Source organism: Deltaproteobacteria bacterium, from assembly GCA_003194485.1.
Classification (GTDB): domain Bacteria; phylum Desulfobacterota; class Dissulfuribacteria; order Dissulfuribacterales; family UBA3076; genus UBA3076.
This window is the reverse complement of the sequence record PQXD01000024.1, coordinates 1-20,845: the sequence shown is the minus strand read 5'-3', so window position 1 is coordinate 20,845 and position 20,845 is coordinate 1. Positions and strand designations below refer to the sequence as shown.

Below are 20,845 nucleotides of genomic sequence, written 5' to 3'. Positions count from 1 at the left end.
CAGCTATTTCCGCACTGGCAAATGGGTGTAAAACCGACGGCTGGATGATGGGAGCCCGGTGAGCTGAGAGGCTCACGCCGGGTTCTGAGAGGGCCTGGGGGTGAGATTCCCCCGGGCTACTCACCTCTTCCTCATAATGCATCAAGGCGTGTACCGGCACGGGCAGATCCTTGAGATGGGCCAGGGCAGCCTGCCAATTCCCGACATGAGCCGTGAGAAGCACCAGGCCTTTACCTTGCTCTATGAGTCCTAAGATAGTGTCCCATCCATCAAGGCTGCCATGTAGCCGGGCAGATCTATTAAGGCCCAGCCAGGCCCTGTCCACCAGGATCTGTCCAAAGGAATGGCATATTCTAAAGGTATCCCACCAGCGCTCTATCAGGTTGTGTTTCGGGAAACGTCGCCGGAGATATGGAGAAGTCAACCGGTGAATTCGGCGACTCGCAGAAACATAAGTCAATACCACAGGAACCAGTAGGGCATATGCCCCTGGCTGACCGGCTATTCGCAGGGTGAGATAAAAGATGCCGTGGCCGAAGGCCTCTAACCTTTTCAGGACAGCCTTTCGGAAACAATGATCTACGTGTCGCACTCCGCAGCTCCCTGGGTCCGCAACCAGCGGACAACAAAGTAGGTAGCAAGGCCTCCTGCAAGGCCGAGCAACGGCCCGACGATAAGAGAGCCCAGAAACCATTCCAGCAATCTTTGATGGAGCTGGTAGACCGTAGTATCCAATGACAGTTCCAGCAAAAGGTGGCCGTTACGCATGAAGTAGCCTGTCTCAATACATATCACAGGGACCACAGGCGGGCAGCATAACTGGCTGGCCGCAACAGCAGCAGGCTTGTTAAGATGTAGTCTGTGTGTGACATAGACTATGACAATGGTATGGCAGGCGATGAGGGGAAGGGCCCCAAGAAACAGACCCATCCATGCGGCGATTCCGAGCTGGGCCGGTGTACTGTGCTCCTGGCAGAGATGTTTGAGCAGTCGAACCGGGTGGAGAAGAGACATGTCCATAACTGACGGGGTGGCCCGGCCTGCAAGACGCCGGTGTGGCCAGGGATTCAAGGCCCTGAGGATCAGGCGCATATGGAGCACGGTCAGGCGAAGATTATCTTTCCACTGGCGGAAATGAGATATTCGCTTTCCCTTGCCGGGATAATGCACCCGGACAGGTGTGGAAAGGATAGGGATACCGGCCCATGCAGCCCGGACCAGGACTTCGACTTCGAAATCATAACGCCGGCCCCGGACTGGAAGATGGAGCAAAAATTTCACCGGATAAAGGCGCAAACCGCTTTGAGTGTCCGGCAGGTCCAGACCGCACTCGAGCCTGACCCAGAAGTTTGAAAATGTTCGGCCGAATAGACTGCTCTTGGGGGCCGTATCACGGGTCATCAATCTGGTCCCGACTACAATAACCGGCCGGTCCTGTGCAGTTGCGGTTTCAACTAATCGTGCCGCGTCCTCAGGGTCCAGTTGTCCATCCGCATCCACGGTAACAATGGCATCGTAGCCCCATTGTGCGGCGAGCCTGGCCCCAGTGAGTATGGCCGAGCCTTTTCCCTGATTGTGATTGAGACGGTGAAGCCTGCAAGGGAGGTCCGCGATCCGGTCCGGTCCCCTGTCTGTGCTCCCGTCATCAACCACGAGCACCGGCCAGCCTGCATTCAAGGCCCTTTCCACCACGGATCGCAGCGTTGAGCCGTGATTATAAACAGGAATGACCAGAAGGGTATGAGGAAGACGATGGTTCATTTTGTGCATGGTCTGCGGATCAACATGTCCCACATAGGGCCGGCATGTCCCCGTTCATGCAGGTAACGGATTCTTTTGTCCATGATCGAACAGGGATAGACTCGATCGATACGTCCGGCCCATGCAGCCTTGATTTGATGTTCTAATCTCTCACGTCGAATCTTGGGAGAAAAATAAAAAAACGGCTCCAGGAGCGATTGGCTTGCGTCCAGCCTACCTTCCCTCAGGACCCGTTCATATATAGGAGTACCTGGTAAGATGCGAATGCCTGTAAAGGCAAATACAACACATTTCTTCAGTCTTTCCAGATTGGCCAATCCCTCCAGTACCGTCCCGTCATCTTCGTCAGGGCCTCCGAATATGATGAAATGGGCACAGGAGATGCCAAGTGAGGCAGCCAGGTCGTTCGTGGCTATGACATCATCAAAGGTAAAGCCCTTGTTGAGGGCGCTGAGGGTCTGGTCGGCTGCGGCATCAGTACCTGTCTCCATGGCAACGAGCCCGGCCCGCTTGAAGAGTTTGAGCGCGTCTCTTGATACATTCTGAGGTCTGAAAAAGGCGCACCAGGGAGTAGTGTTTCCGGATCGGATCAGTGCCTCCGCCACCTGAAGACAATGGTCCTGCCCGTCATTGAAGACTGCATCAGTAAAAAAGACATAACGGGCACCCATATCTCGGGTAATGCGCATAACGTCATCAGCCACGGACCCAGGATCTCGAAATCGAAGACGATTTCCTTCAAGACCGGGATAGGAACAATAGGCACACCGGTGCGGACACCCTCGCTTGGTCTGTACATTGAGTATGCCCCCCCAACCCAGGTAATAGTCTGCAATCGAAGAATCATACCGCACAGGTTGCCACGGTGCATCGGCCGGTTTGGCCCTGAAGATGCGCTCATGTGGCGGGGTACCCCTTTCCAGACAATCTGCAAGCCACGGAAGTATTATCTCTCCCTCCCCGACCACGCCGTAGTCTGCCTGAAAAAGCTCCATAATGGCCTCCGGCATGATGGAAAAGGCCGGTCCGCCCAGCACAACGGGGGCGCGGCAGAGACGGCGAATCAGGGCCATAGTCTCCTGGGTCTTGGGAATAAAATTGTCCGGTGCAGTGCTGTCAACTGTATCGAGGTTGCGAATGGAGAGGGCAACCAGATCAGGCGGTGATGCCGAAAGCCGGCGGGCCAGGGCCTTGAGACCCCCATGGGCCAGCAGGTCGAACTGGTATGGCCGGTGGCCCGCGGCCTCTAAAGCCCCTGCAAGATGGGCAATGCCTAAAGGATAGACCGGGTAGGGGGTAGTCACCTGGTTGTCGGCGACCAGGAGACAGTCAAGGCCCACGGACTTCACCTTTGACAGGGACGGATGTGCGGCGATCAGGGGAGAGCTTTAAGGATTCATAGGTGCCATCTGCCAGCTCTTTTCGGATCACCTTTTGGAACAGACAGGCCATGCGCAGGGACTGCGGCATATCCTGGAAGAATGCCCGCCATGCATAGTGATACATCTCCTGAAGCTTATCCGGGCTCATGTGCTTGGGCCGGAAGCAGACCTCTGCCGTGGTATAGCGCTTCCAGTCGCGGTGGAGGATTCGGCCATCCCGCTCAAACAGCGCAGTGATCGGAGTATGTGGAAAGGGCGTCAGGATGCTGAATTCCGCCATATCCACATTGATCTCCAGGAGGAAGTCCACCAGACGTTTGATATAGTCTTCATCCTGGTTATCCGTACCCAGCAGGACTGCCGCCTCCACGCCAATGCCGTGATCCTTCAGCCGCCGGACACGGTTGCGAATTACATCAGAGGTGTCAAAGACGGCCTGATATACATACCAGCAGCCCGCCTCTGCTGCTTTAGCGATTACATACTCCTCGTCCAGAATAGGATGGCTGATCCACTTTTTCTTTAAAGGCTTCAAGGCGGCAAAGAGATCCAGGACCCATTTCCTATCCTGCGCAAGAGAGTTGTCCACCAGAAATAACCGGTTGTTGTCAATCTCATTTATTTCTTTCACTACCGTATCAAAGGGGCGAGGGCGGAATTGCCTGCCTCCGAGATATGCTGTGGAACATGGAAAACAGTTAAACCTGCATCCTCTGGATGCATGGACCAGATCCACCATCCGTACACCCCGATACGTATAACGCTCCCGGTTGAGAATTTCCCGTCTGGCCGGACCTACACTCTCAATTGGAGGGTGATCGAGGAAATAGTCATAGACTGGTTTCAGACGCCCTTTTTCCCAGTCGGCAAGGACTTTGGCAAGACGTCCATCTTCAACTTCTCCCAGAAAAAGACTGTCTACATGTTCAGCAACCTCTTCAGCATGAAGCATGGCGCCAATACCGCCCGCGATAACCCGGACGCCTCTTTGCCGGTATCTGTCAGCGATCTCAAATCCTCTGGGCAATTGACAGGTCAGCATCATGGACAAAAGCACCAGATCTGTCCCGGCCTCCAGGTCCAGATGATCCACGTTTTCATCTATAAAACATATATTATACTCTTCCGGTATGCTGGCAGCCAGGCATACCGGCCCATGCGGGGGCAGATGAAACTCCGTCTGCTCCGGCAGTTTGGGCCAATATGGATAGATAAGGGTCAAATGCGGCATTTCCCATTCACAATATGGAATTCTGCAACAGGTGCTTTTTCTTCAGCATAAGAAGGAGGAATATCCAGCCGGCCTGCCACCATGGCAGAGATTTCCGGATGGTTGGATAACCAGAGAATAGCTTCTTGTTCGACCTTTTTCATAAGGTCGTGCTCGGCAAAAATCGAATAGACAGGACCTGTCAGCCTAAAATGGCCAGCGGCTTCAGCAATCGCGATGTTTGGCAGGGTGTAACTGAAAACGGTGGGGCTTGCCAGATCCGGGCCTTGGCCCAGTGTTTCACAAAAGGCAAGGTCAGTTATTAATGATCCCCACCTGGTCACGGAAATAAGACCCACGATATTGGCACTGTGTATCTTATCGGTCTGTCCATCCAAGAGATCAGAAGCGCGAAGAGTACGTCCAACCGCTACTACAGCCATACGGCTCAGCAGGTCCATACGCCCCCACCTGCGGGGTATAGTTCCCAAAATGGCACGAATTTCTCGTCCGGGTAGTTCCTGGCCAAGACATGCCTGAGTTAATGGGCCAAGCATGTGTTTTATTACCTCTTTTTGGCTAAAATGTTATGCCTAACAAGAATCTGCTGGAATTTAATGGATCATTTGGTGTCTTAGTGCCGCCGTTCGATATGTGCTGGAAACGGTATTCAATGTTAAATTGATAATTTTTGTTCGTCTTGAACCGTATACCTATTCCTGCCTGGTAGTTCCCATTTAATTCGGATCCAAGACCCGGAATATCCGCACTCGTATAGAGGGGACCACCACCTGCAAAGGCATATGGGATAATCCGATTCAGCCCCGTAAATGTCCAGCCGGCAAGAAAGTTTATCCCCACCATGGGAGCCACATCCGGATCCACCACAAGGGTCAGCGGAGTCTCTATCATGAGCGAATGTCGGCCTTGATACCAGGAGCTACCCATCGTCTTTGTGAGAAAGCGTTCGTATCTTGGTATAAAATCAACTGATTGAACCTGCACCTTTGTTTTGCCAAGCCCGCAATGAGTAATTCCATAGCCGCCAAGAAAGGACCAGCGGTTTTCCACCTTATCAGAGACACTGGGGATACCTTCTTCAGCATGTACTCCCATTGAGACAACAAACATAAATATCATGATTGAAAAATTTTGAATCAGGAATCTGTTTCTCATAAAACTAATCATCGTGTCCAAACCAACACATGGGATCTTCGGCCAGATAATCGCCGGTGATCTGATAGGCATTCCCCCTGCAACCGTAGCATCTATACTTCAGCTCACATCTACCGCAACGCCCCTTTATCAATTTCCGTATATTTCTGAGTTCCTGGATAACCGGGCTCTTGTTTAAGATATGCTCCAGTGTATCTTCACGGACATTTCCTGCAGACAGGCTTACTCCAGGGCAGGGACGGATGTCTCCATTGGCGATCACAGTACATGAGTACTCATGCCTGGCGCAGTGAGAGGCTGCCAATGGTGGATGGGGAATCCACTTGTTGCCGAACTCCTCGGCATCAATCCTTGCAAGGGTCTCAAACAGGGTCCTGGTTTTTTGAATCGGTACCTCCAGGTCAGGATGCTCTTTGGCCCTGCCTTGCCAGGTCATGATCTCTACATAGGGGATGATTCCCTGCTTCCTGGCTCATCGCCACAATTGAGGAAGTTCTTCATAGTTCTGGCGGCATATGATGGTTTCCACTCCAAGTATGTGTTCTTTATCCGGGTAACCAACAGCCCTTAAGGCTTCAATGCCCTGCTCTATAGCCTGAAATGTTCCGGCATGTCCGGCCAGAAAGTCCTGGATCTCAAGACGTCTGCTGTTCATCTTAACGACAACGGCAACACCCCTGTCATAAAGGGCCCTGGCTTTGGACGGCGTTATCAGCGTCCCGTTAGTGAAGAGGTCTGCTTTTACGCCTTTGGACAGTATGTAATCTATGACATCTATCAGATAGGGATAGAGCAAGGGTTCGCCGCCGCCCAGTATGATTATCTTGCGTGCTCCAAGGGCTACGGCCTGGTCCACTACGTCCAGTATTTCAGAAAGTGAGAGTTCATTTTCCATAGGTAAGCCGGATGACGCATAACAGTATATACAGCGCAGATTGCACGCCCTCGACAGCTCAAGCTCCAGGGACAGGAGTCCCTTTCCGGCACGGGCCTCGGCAATCTCTTCTTGAGAGAACTCGAGCCCCCAATGTTTTTCAAAAAAGCTCATGGTTTATTATTATTCCTAAAGTCAAAAAAACGTTTCAGCTTCCGTCCGCCTGCCTTTTCCATAGTGCTTAGCACTTCTTGCCTGGGCCTTACTATTACCTCAGGACGGACCCTGAGGCGAGCCCGAAGGAATTTGGCCACCATGTCTGCATCAATATCTGATGCGTCCGTGCCTGCAACCACCCTTATTTCATCCGAAAGATCATACGAAGACCTCACCTCCACATAGGCATCCTCCACATGTCTGAACTCTCTGAGCGCCTGGAAGATCATCTCCGGATAGATAGTCGTGCCATGAAATTTGAGGCGTTGAGCAAGTCTTCCTTCTATAGAACCCAGACGAGTTGTACGCCAACCGCATGGGCATGGGTCTGTATGGAGACGGGCCACATCTCCGGTACGAAAACGGACAAGAGGAAAGCCCTCCACACCCAGCGGGGTGACCACAACTTCACCGGTTTCGCCTGTTGGCAGAACATTTCCATCTTCATCCACGATCTCAACCAGGGCAAGCTCCGGATGGATATGCCCACCGCAAGAGGCATGACACTCGCAAAAGCAGGTCTCCAGCTCCGTTGCAGCGTACGAAGAATAAACGTGCGCTCCCCAGGCCTCTTCCAAATCCTTACCAAGAGGAATCAAGGAGTGATCCGGTCCCCGGACCGGTTCACCAATTGTGACAAGAGATTGCACCCCGGAGCTGTTGGGAGAATAACCATGTGCCTCTCCCCACTGCGCCAACTTTAACAGGAACGTGGGCACGCCCACGATTCCATCAGGCCTGAGCCGACGTATCAGTTCCCACTGTCTGGCTGACTGGCCGGGTCCACTCCGGATGGCAGTGGCACCAAGCTGGACAAGACCGGAAAAATAGGCCAGCCCGGCAATAAAACACCGGTCCAGGGTCACACAGATAAGATAACGGTCTCCAGGCCGGACCCCCGTACCCCAAAAGGCCATGAGTTCATTAAAGGCAAGCCGCTCAAGGTCGCTCCTGGTGTATGGGACCACTATGGGATTTCCTGTTGTTCCTGAAGTCAGCGATAGGTCGGCTATTGATGCAGCTTCAACTGCCTGAAAGGCTGCCGGGTCTGTTTCCATCTCGCTGCGGCTGGTAAACGGCAAGGACCTGAGATCTTCCAAGGTAATTATGTCTTCAAAGCTGCAACCCAGCGTTCTTAGAAGTTCCTTGTAATAAGGGGCTCGACTGGCCTGCCGAACCTGGCCTCGCAAAAGCCCTGCTTGTAAATTTTCTATTTTTTCCGGGTCTGCGACCCGCCATTCCAAAGCAGTCTTCAAAGAATAGCGGCTCTGCGTCAAACTACATCTAGTCATTGCCGTGAATAGCCGAAGATGTGATTGGATCGGACATGATGTCCGACTTATAGCCGGTGATTTTGAGGGGATTCACGCCTCGCCTGGCCAACTCGGTCGCTATGGACTCCCTGGCTTGATCCCTCAACGCGCGAATACAGTCCGGATCGTCTCCATGCTCGGATGGTATTATCGGGGGCAGGATGACCATCTTCACCCTGGATGGCGTGAGAAACCTGCTACCCGGGGGCATCAGGTGGGCAGACCCCAAGATACACACCGGTACTATGGATGTTCCCGTACCACAGGCCAGACGAAAAGCCCCGTTTTTGAAGCGGGCGAGCCTCCCGTCTCTGGAGCGGTGTCCCTCAGGCCAGAATATGAGAGAACACCCCGATGCCAGAAGTTCCTCTCCCCTGCTCCGGACTACTTCCCAGCCATCATTTGAATTGATGTAACGCGCAAGTCGCATTACCCACTTGTAGACCGGGATTTGAAAAGGCCATGACGTCACAAAGGCATTTTCAAACGGCAGCATACCAAAAAGGTAAGGGTCTATTGAGGAATTGTGATTGGCCACGAATATGACCGGGGGTCTGATTCCGCAGGAAAAGTCTTCTACGGTCACCGGGGCCATAAAGGGGACAACACGCACTAATGCCCAGCCATAAAGACGAATACTCTTCCTGATTATTCTGTCCATTGGCTGGTTTGCAAGGATACTGTATATCAAGAGCAAGGGAAGTATAAAACAGAGGCAAAAAACAGTAAAAACAGTAAAGGCAGGCCAGATATACAGGTTGAGCAGCAGCTTTTTAAGGCCCACTCTTTACTCCTTGTCAACTTGTTGATTCTTAAGACGACAGACAAGGTCAAAGAGATCGCCCAGAGTCCTTACAGCCCGCACCGCCTCTTCATCGGCCATTTTCATCCCAAAGGCCTTTTCCATGGCCACTACCATGTCTACTGCATCCAGGCTGTCCAACCCAAGATCCTCATACAAAGTAGCATCCGGCTGAAGCGATTCTGGTTCGAGTTCGAACTCCTCAGCCATAATCTGCGCTACCCGCCGGCGGATCTCTTGATCCGACATCATTCTGTCCACCTCCGCAGCACCATAGCGGTGTTAACACCACCCAGTGCGAAGCTGTTCTTAAGTACTATATTTAATGGGAGCTTGTCCACAGAATGTACCAGATTGATAACTGAGCAAGCAGGATCAGGCCTTTCCAGATTAAGGGTCGGCACAACCTCCTGCCGGTTCAACATCTCAAGGAGCACTATTGTCTCAAGTGCCCCAGCAGCACCAAGGGTATGCCCCAAATGCCCTTTGTACGAACTGACCGGCACATCTTTACCAAATATGTTATTGATTGCAACGGCCTCTGCTATATCTCCAAGCACGGTCCCTGTGGCATGTGCATTTACATAATCAATGTCATCTCCGTTCAATCCGGCCTCGGCCAAGGCATTACGCATTGTCCTGGCCATAGAGTCCTCATGCGGATTGGCAATGCTCTTGCTGTCATTTACATGGCCAAACCCCAGGATCTCACAATAGATATTTGCCTCACGCCTTAAAGCAGAATCCAGGCTTTCCAGGACCAGGATGCCACCACCTTCACCGCAAACGACTCCGTCCCTGTTTAGGTCAAATGGTCTGGGAGCAATCAAAGGAAAATCATGACTTCGTGAGGCCGCTTTTATCACGTCGAATACCATTGTGACCGTAGGATGGACCTCATCAGCTCCGCCGCATAGCATTGCCTCTTGCCGGCCGGAGCGAATCAACATATAACCAAGACCCAGGGCCTGTGCTGATGAGGTGCAGGCGCTTGTGGGTGCCCACTGTTCGCCGGTTATTCCGAGGGCAAGGCAGACATTGGCTGCGCAGCAATGCCCCATGATCTTAAAAAACATCCCGGAGCGCACATGTTCAACACTCTCTTCGGGTAAGAACTGCCTGTACAATGCCTCGTATATTCTGGGGCTCCCGGTAGTGGACCCGATTGCCGCCCCCACCTTTCCTGATGCCAGAAAGTCCGGCTCAAGTCCGGAATCCGAGACTGCCTCTTTGGCGGCCAGAGTGGCGTAAATAGCCATTGGCCCCATAGTTCGCCGAATTGTGCGGGGCAATAAGGGCTTGGCTTCAAAAGGCGGAACCGGCCCTGCCATGTGGCATTGAAGTCCTTGAATGCTCTGCCAATCCGGCATCAGTTGTATGCCAGATCGTCCATTCCACACCCCATCCAATAGATCAGCCACCCCTAATCCAAACGGCGATACGGCCCCACGCCCGGTGATAACTACCCGCTTCAGCGACACTGTCTCACCTCGTCCCACAGGGGCTCCAGGCCTTCAATTTCACCTGCGGTTACAAGTCCTGAAAGAGAGGCCCCTACTATTCCGGTCATTAATGTTCCTTGTCCGCTGAGCCATAAACCTGAGAGGCGGGTTTTGGCTCCAGGGTTATATTGGTTCAGGCAATGCTGTACTCCATACACCGCGCCCCCAGGGACGCCCAGCTTGTCCCTGAATGTAAGGGGACTCCCTATTGCCAACGGCTCAATGCCGCTAAAACCCCAAAGCTTTTTCGCCTGGTCTAATAATCTGTCGGCGGATTGAGTCTTCCACTTTTTATAGGATGCCGGTCGCGCCTTTCCTGCCTCCATAGAAAATGGGGCGACTTCATCCCAGGATGCCGGTCGCATCAATATTATGCCCCGCTTTGCACCGGACAAGGCAGGATCTGAATATCTACGGCCGGGTGCTGTCATCAGCAAGGCGCCTTCTTCCGGACATATCAGATTAACATCAAGTATATCAAGCCCGCTTGGAATGGCATAGTGATTAACCCAGGTCAGATCCCTCAAGGAAGCCGGATTATCTACTGCTCCAAATACTACAAACATAGAGGTTGTGTTTTCCAGGCCTTGCAGCCGACTATGGTAAGCCTGCCGAAAAGTCCCTTCAGGAACCAGGTTTAACAAACCAGTGGGATGACCGGTGTAAACTGCCTGTGAGCAATGGATCTCCATTTCAGAGGTCTTGATCCCGGCCACTTTTCCATCTGTAACAAATATTGATTCAACTTCCTGACCGGTAATCACTTCCACGCCGGCTTTTCTGAAAACTGACAAAAATGCATCCACTATGGCCTGTCCACCTCCGTCTATGGCATAGGCCCCTGAGATAAAGGCGTGAGCAACCATGGCATGCACTGCAAGACTGGCTTTTCTGGGAGAAACACCGTAAAGAAAGGCCGGCGATGCCAACACAGCCTGAAGATCGGGATCTTTAATCAGGGATGTAAGAAATGGGGCCAATCCGATTTCTGCCGATGGAAGAAGGCCTCGCAGAAACGGGGTAAGGGGAAGATCCGGATTGTAGAAAGGAATGGAATCACATATATCTCTCAGGGCCTTGAGATAGGTTGCAACCCCCTTTGCTTCATTGGGAAAGGCCTGCCGCAATTCGTCTTCCAAACGCTCATAAGAAAAAAAGGCCCGAACAGATTTTCCAGAATTTCTGAGTATTAAACGGTCGTTTCCTTCTGATGGGAAAGGATATACACGTAAGTGCGGCCATACACCCAAATATTCCCACAAAACACGTAATATTTCTCCTGATCCCAGACATCCTGAGTAGTGGAAGCCAACGTCAAAAGGTATCCCTCTCCTGACGAAATGCTTTAGCGCCCCTCCCGGTTTTTGATTCCGTTCAACTATTATGACCTGTCTATTTCGTTTGGCCAGTGAGGCCGCGGCTGTCAAACCGCTTATCCCGCTCCCTATAACAACGACTTCAGCCTTCATCAAGCAATCCTTACAACCAGGCAGGCATTGGTTCCACCAAAACCGGATGCATTGCAAAGCATAAAGCGTGGTCTGATCATAACGGTTTTTTGAGGTAGATATAAGACCTCTGCGGCGGGATCCGGCACTTCAAGGTTGGGATTTCCCGCCATGAAACCGCCCCATGCCATCAGCAGACCATATACAACTTGTGATGCGCCTGCCATCCAGAATTCGTGACCGGTCAGGCCCTTTACTGCGGATACAATTGGCCCTTTTTTTACCCCATCCAGATCAAAAATTTTGCGCAGGGCAATTGCCTCCGCCCTGTCACCAGCCAGGGTTGAGGTGGCATGTGACAAAACCAGATCAATATCATCAGGAGAAAGGGCGGCATCCATCAGGGCACAGCGCATCGCCCGTTCCAATCCCTCTTCGCTAGGCACTGCTATACGGTAACCGTCTGATGTGTTGGCATAACCCATGACCTCGCCCAATATCTGAGCACCCCGTGCCTTCGCCAATTCGAATGCCTCTAAAACGATAGCAGCGGCCCCGCCGCTGGGGACCAGCCCGTCCCGGTCTTGATCAAACGGACGGGAAGCCGCCTCAGGATCATTTTCCCTGCGCGAAAAGGCCCCCAAGGCATCAAAGCTGCACATGGATTCCCAGGAAATCTCCTGCACCCCACCACAAATTATGCGATCTTGCCTGCCGGAGGCTATGATTTCCGCCCCCTGGCCTACTGCCATGACACCGCTCGCGCAGGCCCCGCTTACAGTCCAGGATACCCCACGTATTCCCAAAATGGTGTTCAGGTTGAGGGTAACAGTGCTGGCGAGCAGCCGGAATATGTGTCCGCTGCCTATGGCCTTTGTCTCCCCGGCAGATCGAAGCGTATCCACCTGCTCAACTGCTGTAACAGCAGAGGAATCGTTGCCGAATACCACTCCTGTTTTCTCGTCACCGGTCAAGCTGTCGGGATGAATACCGGCCTGCTCCAGGGCCTGGGACACTGCAGACCAGGCCCAAAGGCCGTATTCTGGCAGTGTCTTGCGCTGCTTCCGGTCCAGAACACTCTTCGGATCAAAACCCTCAACAATACCGCTAAGCGCGCTCTGAAACCCCAAAGCCTTACGTTCAGGAATAAAACGTACGCCGCTTCTTCCTTCCCTGAGGGAAATCTGCACTTCATCTCTGTTCAGGCCCAAACAGGAAATAATACCAATTCCTGTAATGGCTACTCGTCTATTTTTATGTTTCACTTTTGAAGCACAGGTCCCATCTTCCTGATATCAGTTGGGATCTAAGGTAAAGGAAAATTTCGGCTGTATCCTCTTTCCAGAAGGTCCCGGGGGCCTTCATGCGTAAATTGATCATCCGCCTGATCGCACTTTCAACAGCACCACTGCCTATTGGTATCTTTTTTCTGCGATAGTATTTGTACCTTATTCGGTCTCTATGCCTTTCAAAATATGCCAGCTCTTTTTCAACATCTGGCAAGGACTGACTCGGAGGTAGCCCTTAGACGTATCTCATTGATTACCCTGTCTATTTTACCCTGAGCCAGAAAACTGCGTAGATCTTTGTACAATCTTTTCCTCTTGCAATCAGATAAACCGGGAACAGACTCTATGGCTGCAGAGATGTGTTCACAGGCATGGTAGAAATCCACTACTTCAATTATTTTTTTCGAATCAATGCCCAGATTGTGTGCAATGGTTTTGATGCGATCCCATATCCAGTGGGCGCCGTCACCAACAAAGATGATCTCTTTGGCTTCCGTAACACCAGCTTCTGCCATGTATTTTTCGAGCAGAACAAATACAGCGTCAGCATTACCCAGGGCGGCATCATGAATGGGCAGATGTTCCCTGCTGCAATTTCCATTGCTGTCGAGGACGTAAATGACAATCATCTTGGGTTCACGCCAACGGCTGTGAAAACCATGGTGGCCTGTGGACTTACGTCTGCGTTCTCTCTTCTGGTTGCGAGTATGTAATCTGCCACCATCGATGCCAATAACCACGCGTGCGCCATGGAATTTTTCATTTTCGGAAACAGGCAGCCGGGAACGCCGGGCAAGCATGCTTTTACCTATCTGTATACAGGTAGTTCGGATCTTGTTGCCTTCAGTTTCTATGCCCTGGCTTACGAGCAGCCTGTTTGCCACCTCCAGAGAAGGGCAGAGAACCGCGGCCTGGGCTATCACCTTGCAGTAGAATAAACTTTTCTGATTTACAAAACCAAGCCTTTCCAGAACGGGACAACAGCCTTTAACTCCAGTCCTTCTGGTTCCGGGCCAGCGTCTGTAATCCCGTTTTTCACTCCTCTGGGGAAGGGCATATGTAGTACGAACCAGCAGTCTTCGGCCTGTAGCCAGGGTCACATGGACATTACGCGTTCCCTGGGTCTTGATACCTCTTTTTTCAGCCAGTTTTTTCCCAAGATGCCGGGTATCCTCCCGCTCAAGATACCAGAGAAGACAGCCTGCCATGATTTCTGTTGCCATAAGGCGGGTCAACTTCAGAATCCCCGCTTCAATGGCAGGCCAGTCGCCTCTGGCCAAAGCGTTTTTCCATTCCGGCACCTGCTGCCAGAGCTCCCGGCAGAAACGTACAAATACTCTGCCAAGACAGGATGCCGGCACGGAAGATCCTTATTTTTCAGAATCAGCTGGCAGAGCGAACGTATTGGGCGCCACCCTGATAAAGCGGTCTCCCTTTTTGACTTTCTTGGTAAGAGCCGAGACCAGAGATTCCCTATCAATTGAGGCATCATAATGTTCCTTAGCTCTCTTGATAATTTCTGAAACATGAAGCGGCTGGCCAGCCTCTTTGAGTATGTTTTCTGTAATACCTAATTGGGACTTACCTTTTTGAGTCCTTCGTCCTCGATTCTCAACCTTGCCGGCAAACTGCCTGACAACCGCCAGTTGAGCCTTTAAAAGTTGCTCATAGAATTCACAAAATTCTTTTTTATCCATGTCCATAATCTCCTTTCACCGTTTAAGGAGATTATGGCAAATCCAGATAGGTCTGTCAATAGAAAATCTGACCTACCTGGGTATTTTGGAAAATTTCAACAAAAACGTAATGCACCCCTTTTGAAGTTAATAATTGATTTTGATGGCTTGACAGAATTCTATTATCCTGTGCACATAATTTAACAGCTGCCAAGTATGCTCACAAGTAACAGCGATTATAGTAAATTCAAACTGAGGAATTGAGGGATATAAGCCAATAAGTACTTTGTCATTCAGTGCCTTTTCAAGTTCACGGTTATCGATATTCGCTCCTTTGGCTGGATAAGGCCTCGGAATTTGATTCGTTTTGCAGCAGTAGGCACAAGCTGTTGGTTCAGGGCCTTATCGGCCAATGAACGAACCGCCGCCATTTGTATGATGCCCGGGAGTATTGCTTGATCTGGGAAGTGGCCCTGGAAGCAGGGGAAATCAGGCTGAAAGACAAACGTGCCATTCACTGATATGTCTTCATCTCTATCTACAGTGTATTCAGATAGAGATTCCATCAAGGCCTGTTCTATGGAATCAGTATCGGATTTTTTCATTTATTGGCGTTCCCGGAACGTTCAAATAGAAAATTTGGCCTTCATGCATTTGTTTCATCTCTTCCAAATTTCTAATTTCCAATTTCAAGTTTCAAGCCGTTATCAGACAATATACTCCTCACCAATTACCGAAGGGTCGTAAAGATCCGGAAAGTAATAAGGAAGAACGTCAATCGGCAGCCCGATTGTTAAGGGCGCACGGTGGCTTTGTGACTGCAAAAGACCTTTCTCGATCAGCGCGCTGACGATTCGGCGTGCACTGCGCTCGCTCATGTTCAGGATCTCAACAGCCATGCCTCTTGGTATGGCGCCACGCATAAACACGGCCCTGAGTAGTTTTGCCGCCTCAATCCGCAAGGGTTTTTTATCATGTTTGGCCCGCGTTTCCACATACCAGTCGATCCGGCTTTCGATTTGGTCAAGCCGCAGCAAGCCTTCCATGAAGCGTATTTGATCCAGACAGATTTTAAAGAAAAACTTGCAGAAATCCGCCAGCAGGTCATCATCAAAATAGTGAACGTTATTTTGTTCATCAGGAGAATCGGTAGCCCACAGCTCAAACATATACCGCTTTTTATTTCTTGATAAACCTCGTGACAAAGACCACAGATTGCTTTTGTTAACGCCTATCCTGGCGAGATACAGCCCTGAAAAAAGGCGGACAACCCGACCGTTTCCGTCCCGGAAGGGATGCAGCCAGGTCAGCCGGTGATGACTTGCCGCCATTGCGATTAAACGTTCGTCACCATGAAACTGATCCGGGGCATAGCTTTGAGCAAAGGTTTTGAGCAATGCCGGCAAATCCTGATGGTACGGCCCATGAAGTGACCGGCCATCCACGGAGACATTGACATCCCGGATTTGGCCAGGATTGACCGGCGTTTTGGAAAATCCTTTGGGGGTGTGTGTGAAAAGATGCTCTTTCGGTAAGTTGGCATAGAACGCAGCATGAATTTCAGACAAAAACTGCTGGCTGCAGATATTGAGCTTTTGCGGCGCATTCACAAATTCCATTAACCGTTTTTCGGTTTCTACATGGGCGGCACACAGTTCCTGCGCATATTTTTTCTCCGGATCCTGAGAAAATTTATTTTTTAAGGCCATATTGATGTCTGGGATAGTTGTTTTATGGCCTTCAATAAGATTGCTGTAGTAGCTGTTGATGAGCCGGAGCTCGTCGCCGAGCACAAGGGCGGTCTCCCTGGCCACCTTACTCTCCAGCCCCGCAGAGGCTGCTATGATTTCCTGCGCATATCCTTCAGGGGGCCTATATTGCCTTTTTCAGGCAGAAGAGGTGTTAGATAATAAGCAGGAACTTTGCTCTTTTTGGCCGGTTCATTGGCCAGTTCGTTATTTTCCATAATATGTTATTAATTAACACTATTTTTCTATTATAGCAAATTAATATTTTAGCTGTTTTGATAAATATTGGCCGGTTCATTGGCCGGTGGTGGCAGATAGTCCAAGATTCTCTAAAAAAGTCTTCAAAGTCCCCCTTGAAATAGCTCCGGGGTCAGTTTAGAGCGCCTCCATGGCTCTTGTAACACCGCGCCAACAAATCCTTTAGGTGCATCTTTACTATAAAAATAGTCCGCAGACCAAATCAAAAAGGGCCAATTCCTTCCAAACCACCTGCGCTTCGACTCCAGACCACTTTCAAATAAAGTCGAAAGTGCCAGGAATCATCAGCCTTGTCTAAATACGGTGTCATCGCACGAAAAAAGATAGCCATTTGGTCTTAACTTTGAACATACAAGGTCGCAGAATATCAAAGGGAATAGCTCTAAAATCCTTCATGATTCGATATTCAAATATCGGTTCGGATGGTATAAGCGATGATCAAGACCAGCTTGAATTTTTCGTAGTTATTGTGCAGGCCGTTTCACGGCGGCGAATGGGTCGGATCTCTGGATGACAGATAGGCAAGGCTTTGAGTGAAGAGAGGGACGATTTGATCAGAGACGTGCGAACGATCAGAAATTAGAAAGGGAAGAGACCGCAATGCCCGAAAAAAAGTACTACCAGATGGACGTAAAAAAGGTGTTGGAAGATCTGAACACGAGTGACAAAGGGCTCTCTCGCGCTGAAGCGGAAAGGCGCCTGCAAAGATACGGGGAAAATGAACTCAGGGCAAAAATAAGACTCCCTTTATGGTTGCTGTTTTTATCGCAATTCAGAGAGCTTCTCATTCTGATACTGATTCTCGGAGGGTTGGTATCCTACTTCATTGGTAATTACCGGGACGGTTCGATTATTTTTATCATTGTTTTTGTCAATGCGATAATCGGCTTTATCCATGAACATAAGGCGGACAAAATAATTGATAAGTTGAAGGGCCTGATCAGATCTCCGGCGAAGGTCGTGCGGAATGGCGAGTTGATGGAAATTTCGCAGGAAAACCTGGTCCCCGGAGATATTTTGCACATAGAGGCAGGAGACAAACTGCCCGCAGATATCAGGCTCATCGAGGTGAACGGTCTTAAGACCGACGATTTCGCCCTGACCGGGGAGTCGGTACCTCAGGAAAAGCGGCATGACGCAATAATCGAAGAGGTTTCATTGGCCGACAGGGACAACATGGCATATGCCGGCACAATAGTGGCAACCGGAAGCGCGGCCGGTGTGGTCGTGGCTACCGGCATGGATACGGAGACAGGGAAAATTGCAGGTCTGACAGAAGAAGCAGGCGAGATAAAAACCCCGCTCCAAAGAGAATTCCGGCGACTGGCGAACCAGTTGTCCGTAGCAGTAGTCATCATCAGTGCCGGGCTTTTTGTATTAGGGATGGTCCAGGATTTTTCCCTGTACATGAGCCTGGTATACGCCCTTGGCGTTGCCATGGCTATGGTGCCTCAAGCACTCCCCGCTCAGGTAACGGTTGCTCTTTCCACAGGAAGCAGTCAGTTGGCCAACAGAAATGCTGTGGTGAAGAACCTGCCCTCCGTAGAGACTCTTGGGTCAACGACCGTAATATGCACCGACAAAACAGGCACTCTGACGAAAAACGAGATGACGGTCCGGTCGGTATGGTTCAACGGGAAAAAATATGAGATTACCGGAATCGGGTATAAGCCCGAAGGTGAAGTCATGGACGAGGATGGAACCCCCTTAAGCAAGGAGCGCATTGAGGAGATAGAGGTACTAATGGACGCGGCGACTATGTCGTCAAACGCAGAAATACATGAACCGGACGAGGAACACGCCACCTGGTACTCCGTGGGCGATTCTACTGAAGCGGCCCTGATAGCGGTGTCAACGAAACTTGGTACCCGTTCTCCCGAGGAAGACGAGGAAAACCCTGAGCTCCGGGAATTCTCTTTCGATTCCGAGTTGATGAGAATGAGCTCGGTACGGCAGTTCGGGAATGATGTAAAGCTTGCTGTTAAAGGCTCTACGCTCAGCCTCCTCTCCATCAGTGCTTACATCTACAAAGACGGAGAAAATGTCCCTATAACCGAGGAAGACAAGAAAAACATCGAAGCAATAAACGAGGAGTACTCCCGCAATGGCATGCGGGTTCTGGCGATTGCACATCGACCGCTGGGTTCCAGGAAAGATGAATATAGAAGAGAAGATGTGGAAAGGGACGTCATATTTCTGGGCCTGATGGCCATGATAGATCCCCCGAAGGAGGGAGTAAAAGAGGCGATCAAAGACGCCCGGAAGGCGCATATCCGGGTGTTTATTCTTACTGGAGACCATCCGGAAACCGCACAGGCAGTGGGTCGAGAGATCGGCCTGTCGGAATCAGGTGGGGTCACGCCGGTGATTACAGGAGCAGAACTCAAAGAGATGGATGAAGAAAAGCTGAAAAAGATATTACAGGAAAATCAGTCCATCATATTTGCCCGCGTCGACCCGGAAGATAAGCTGCAGATCGTAAAGGTGCTGGAGGAACAGGGTGAAATCGTCGCGGTTACCGGAGACGGAGTAAATGATGCGCCTGCCCTCAAGCGGGCACATATCGGCGTTGCCATGGGGCAAAGGGGAAATGACGTAGCGAAAGAGGCGTCGAAACTCGTTTTGCTGGATGACAACTTTTCCACGCTGGTTTACGCGGTACGAGGCGGAAGAACAATCTACAATAATCTGAAGAAAACGGTGTTCGCCTCTCTGACTACCAATGTGGGAGAGCTGGCATTGGTATTACTGGGCCTGCTGGCAGCCGCCTTGTGGAATTATCCCATACCAATACTGGCCGGCCAGATGCTGGCAGTCGATCTGCTGGGAGAGATCGGGCCACTCACCCTTCTCACCTTCGATCCTCCGGACAGAGACGTGATGACCAAGCCCCCCAGGAAACCCGGTGAACATATACTCAACATATTCTCCGGTATGGAGATTACGCTTCTGGGAACACTGATAGGAGGATTGGCTTTCCTTAATTTCTTCTTATTTATGAACCGAGAAGGAATAACTCTGACGGTTGATAGCGTGGCTACCATCAATTATTTCAAGGCCACCGCACTCAGTTATTCCACTATTGTGTTTTGCCAGTTTTTCAATATCCTCCAGAGGAGGTCTGAGCATATCTCACTATTCAATCGAAACTTTTTTACAAACAAGATATTGCTTTTCTCTATTGTGATTTCCATCGGATTGGTGGCACTGGCAATCTACGCGCCTTACATCAGTGATTTTCTGAGTTTCGGCCCTATCACATTAACTGACTGGCTGTTTGTCCTCGGTGCAGCGGCTGTCTTTTTGGGGGCATTTGAAGTACTTAAATTCTTCAAACGAATCCGATACAGATAATATAAGTAACCGTTCATGGGTTCAGGGTTCAAAGGTTCATGGGTTCAGGGTTCAAAGGTTCAGGGTTCAGGGGTTCAAAGGTTCAGGGGTTCAAAGGTTCAGGGGTTCAAAGGTTCAGGGGTTCAAAGGTTCAAAGGTTCAGGGTTCAAAGGTTGGAGAACGATGAAAATTGAACGGTTTGAAGATATTGAGGCCTGACAACTGGCACGTGAATAAAAACAACCCTGAACCCTGAACCCTGAACCTTTGAACGGTCCTTATATAATTCATTTGCCCTCATTGTAGGGCAAGCTCGGCCCATGGTCCGAGTCGTTTTGTACTAAGCGGATTTGGGAGAGTCAGCCGCCTTTTCCGCATAATCAGCCTCGAGGACAAACCTGCCCGAGAGATCATGAGACCCGGTCAGTACTTAGGCCGCTATGAATAAAACCGGAGGAATGGCCCATGAATTATAAACTGATCTTCAATCTTGTCCTGGTCGGCCTGTTGGTCATCTTCATCATACAGAACGTTGCTGTGGTAGATATCCGGTTCCTGTTCTGGAAGGTGTCGATGTCACGTTCCATTATGATTTTTTTAGTGCTTGCCGTGGGAATTATAACGGGCTGGATGCTCCGAAGCCGTTTTGGCAGTGAAAAATCCCGGGACTGATCAACGACAATCATTTTTAGGACTTCATGAGATCAAGTGCGCTTTAGTCGGATGGACCTAAAATATTTATTCCAGAAAGGTATTGCATTCCAAAGCAGCATAATTATATTAGCACTCGTCGCTGGTGAGTGCTAATAAATATAGGATGGCCATCCTCTTAATTATTAATTAATTGTCGGCAAAAG

20 protein-coding genes and 1 pseudogene are annotated in these 20,845 nt (G+C 50.5%); 3 read left to right on the top strand and 18 right to left on the bottom strand.

Features of this window, described 5'->3' with window-relative positions; translation table 11 throughout:
- The 18 genes and pseudogenes from C4B57_10660 to C4B57_10575 form a co-directional block, all read right to left on the bottom strand.
- Window positions 1-592 (bottom strand): hypothetical protein (locus C4B57_10660; protein ID PXF52839.1); only part of this gene is annotated, 592 nt, incomplete at its 3' end.
- Window positions 580-1,761, bottom strand: a complete 1,182-nt coding sequence (locus tag C4B57_10655; GenBank protein PXF52838.1) for a DUF2062 domain-containing protein — start codon at window positions 1,759-1,761, stop codon at window positions 580-582. The genes C4B57_10660 and C4B57_10655, both read right to left, overlap by 13 nt.
- Window positions 1,758-3,101: a B12-binding domain-containing radical SAM protein gene (locus C4B57_10650; GenBank protein PXF52837.1), complete on the bottom strand. Its 1,344-nt coding sequence runs from the start codon at window positions 3,099-3,101 to the stop codon at window positions 1,758-1,760. Before C4B57_10650 ends, C4B57_10655 begins: the two co-directional genes overlap by 4 nt.
- Window positions 3,091-4,374 carry a radical SAM protein gene (locus C4B57_10645; protein PXF52836.1) on the bottom strand — a complete coding sequence of 428 codons (1,284 nt, stop codon included), beginning with the start codon at window positions 4,372-4,374 and terminating at the stop codon, window positions 3,091-3,093. The genes C4B57_10650 and C4B57_10645 overlap by 11 nt, the downstream gene beginning before the upstream one ends.
- Complete coding sequence (locus C4B57_10640) at window positions 4,362-4,814, bottom strand: hypothetical protein (GenBank protein ID PXF52835.1); 453 nt, start codon at window positions 4,812-4,814, stop codon at window positions 4,362-4,364. The genes C4B57_10645 and C4B57_10640 overlap by 13 nt, the downstream gene beginning before the upstream one ends.
- Before the next feature lie 118 nt (window positions 4,815-4,932).
- Entirely contained in the window at window positions 4,933-5,601 is a 669-nt protein-coding gene (locus tag C4B57_10635; protein ID PXF52841.1) for an acyloxyacyl hydrolase, read from the bottom strand.
- Window positions 5,534-6,577, bottom strand: a pseudogene (locus C4B57_10630) (radical SAM/SPASM domain-containing protein). The gene C4B57_10635 and the pseudogene C4B57_10630 overlap by 68 nt, the downstream one beginning before the upstream one ends.
- The gene (locus C4B57_10625) at window positions 6,574-7,911 is read right to left on the bottom strand and encodes a CoF synthetase (GenBank protein ID PXF52834.1); all 1,338 of its coding nucleotides are present in this window, start codon (window positions 7,909-7,911) and stop codon (window positions 6,574-6,576) included. Before C4B57_10625 ends, C4B57_10630 begins: the two are co-directional and overlap by 4 nt.
- Window positions 7,904-8,716: a 1-acyl-sn-glycerol-3-phosphate acyltransferase gene (locus tag C4B57_10620; GenBank protein PXF52833.1), complete on the bottom strand. Its 813-nt coding sequence runs from the start codon at window positions 8,714-8,716 to the stop codon at window positions 7,904-7,906. The genes C4B57_10625 and C4B57_10620 overlap by 8 nt, the downstream gene beginning before the upstream one ends.
- A 3-nt stretch (window positions 8,717-8,719) precedes the next feature.
- The gene (locus tag C4B57_10615) at window positions 8,720-8,986 is read right to left on the bottom strand and encodes an acyl carrier protein (protein ID PXF52832.1); all 267 of its coding nucleotides are present in this window, start codon (window positions 8,984-8,986) and stop codon (window positions 8,720-8,722) included.
- Window positions 8,983-10,215 (bottom strand): beta-ketoacyl-[acyl-carrier-protein] synthase family protein, encoded by a 1,233-nt coding sequence (locus tag C4B57_10610; protein PXF52831.1) that lies wholly within the window; start codon window positions 10,213-10,215, stop codon window positions 8,983-8,985. The genes C4B57_10615 and C4B57_10610 overlap by 4 nt, the downstream gene beginning before the upstream one ends.
- Window positions 10,206-11,705 (bottom strand): NAD(P)/FAD-dependent oxidoreductase, encoded by a 1,500-nt coding sequence (locus C4B57_10605; GenBank protein PXF52830.1) that lies wholly within the window; start codon window positions 11,703-11,705, stop codon window positions 10,206-10,208. Before C4B57_10605 ends, C4B57_10610 begins: the two co-directional genes overlap by 10 nt.
- Window positions 11,705-12,949, bottom strand: coding sequence for a beta-ketoacyl synthase (locus tag C4B57_10600; protein PXF52829.1), 1,245 nt, complete (start codon window positions 12,947-12,949; stop codon window positions 11,705-11,707). Before C4B57_10600 ends, C4B57_10605 begins: the two co-directional genes overlap by 1 nt.
- On the bottom strand, window positions 12,939-13,187 hold the full coding sequence (locus tag C4B57_10595) for a hypothetical protein (GenBank protein ID PXF52828.1): 249 nt from the start codon (window positions 13,185-13,187) through the stop codon (window positions 12,939-12,941). The genes C4B57_10600 and C4B57_10595 overlap by 11 nt, the downstream gene beginning before the upstream one ends.
- On the bottom strand, window positions 13,174-14,334 hold the full coding sequence (locus C4B57_10590; protein PXF52827.1) for a hypothetical protein: 1,161 nt from the start codon (window positions 14,332-14,334) through the stop codon (window positions 13,174-13,176). The genes C4B57_10595 and C4B57_10590 overlap by 14 nt, the downstream gene beginning before the upstream one ends.
- A gap of 9 nt (window positions 14,335-14,343) precedes the next feature.
- Window positions 14,344-14,670 carry a hypothetical protein gene (locus C4B57_10585; protein ID PXF52840.1) on the bottom strand — a complete coding sequence of 109 codons (327 nt, stop codon included), beginning with the start codon at window positions 14,668-14,670 and terminating at the stop codon, window positions 14,344-14,346.
- A 272-nt stretch (window positions 14,671-14,942) separates the two neighbouring features.
- Window positions 14,943-15,254 (bottom strand): beta-hydroxyacyl-ACP dehydratase, encoded by a 312-nt coding sequence (locus C4B57_10580; GenBank protein ID PXF52826.1) that lies wholly within the window; start codon window positions 15,252-15,254, stop codon window positions 14,943-14,945.
- Window positions 15,255-15,356: 102 nt separating this feature from the next.
- Window positions 15,357-16,463: a Fic family protein gene (locus C4B57_10575; GenBank protein PXF52825.1), complete on the bottom strand. Its 1,107-nt coding sequence runs from the start codon at window positions 16,461-16,463 to the stop codon at window positions 15,357-15,359.
- A 792-nt stretch (window positions 16,464-17,255) separates the two neighbouring features.
- Here C4B57_10575 and C4B57_10570 point away from each other — a divergent pair.
- The 3 genes from C4B57_10570 to C4B57_10560 all read left to right on the top strand — a co-directional run bounded on the left by C4B57_10570 (window position 17,256) and on the right by C4B57_10560 (window position 20,660).
- A complete protein-coding gene (locus tag C4B57_10570; GenBank protein PXF52824.1) occupies window positions 17,256-20,009 on the top strand; it encodes an HAD family hydrolase in 2,754 nt (917 codons plus the stop codon).
- Between the two features lie 15 nt (window positions 20,010-20,024).
- On the top strand, window positions 20,025-20,207 hold the full coding sequence (locus tag C4B57_10565) for a hypothetical protein (protein ID PXF52823.1): 183 nt from the start codon (window positions 20,025-20,027) through the stop codon (window positions 20,205-20,207).
- Between the two features lie 246 nt (window positions 20,208-20,453).
- Window positions 20,454-20,660: a DUF1049 domain-containing protein gene (locus C4B57_10560; GenBank protein ID PXF52822.1), complete on the top strand. Its 207-nt coding sequence runs from the start codon at window positions 20,454-20,456 to the stop codon at window positions 20,658-20,660.
- Window positions 20,661-20,845: the final 185 nt, after the last annotated feature.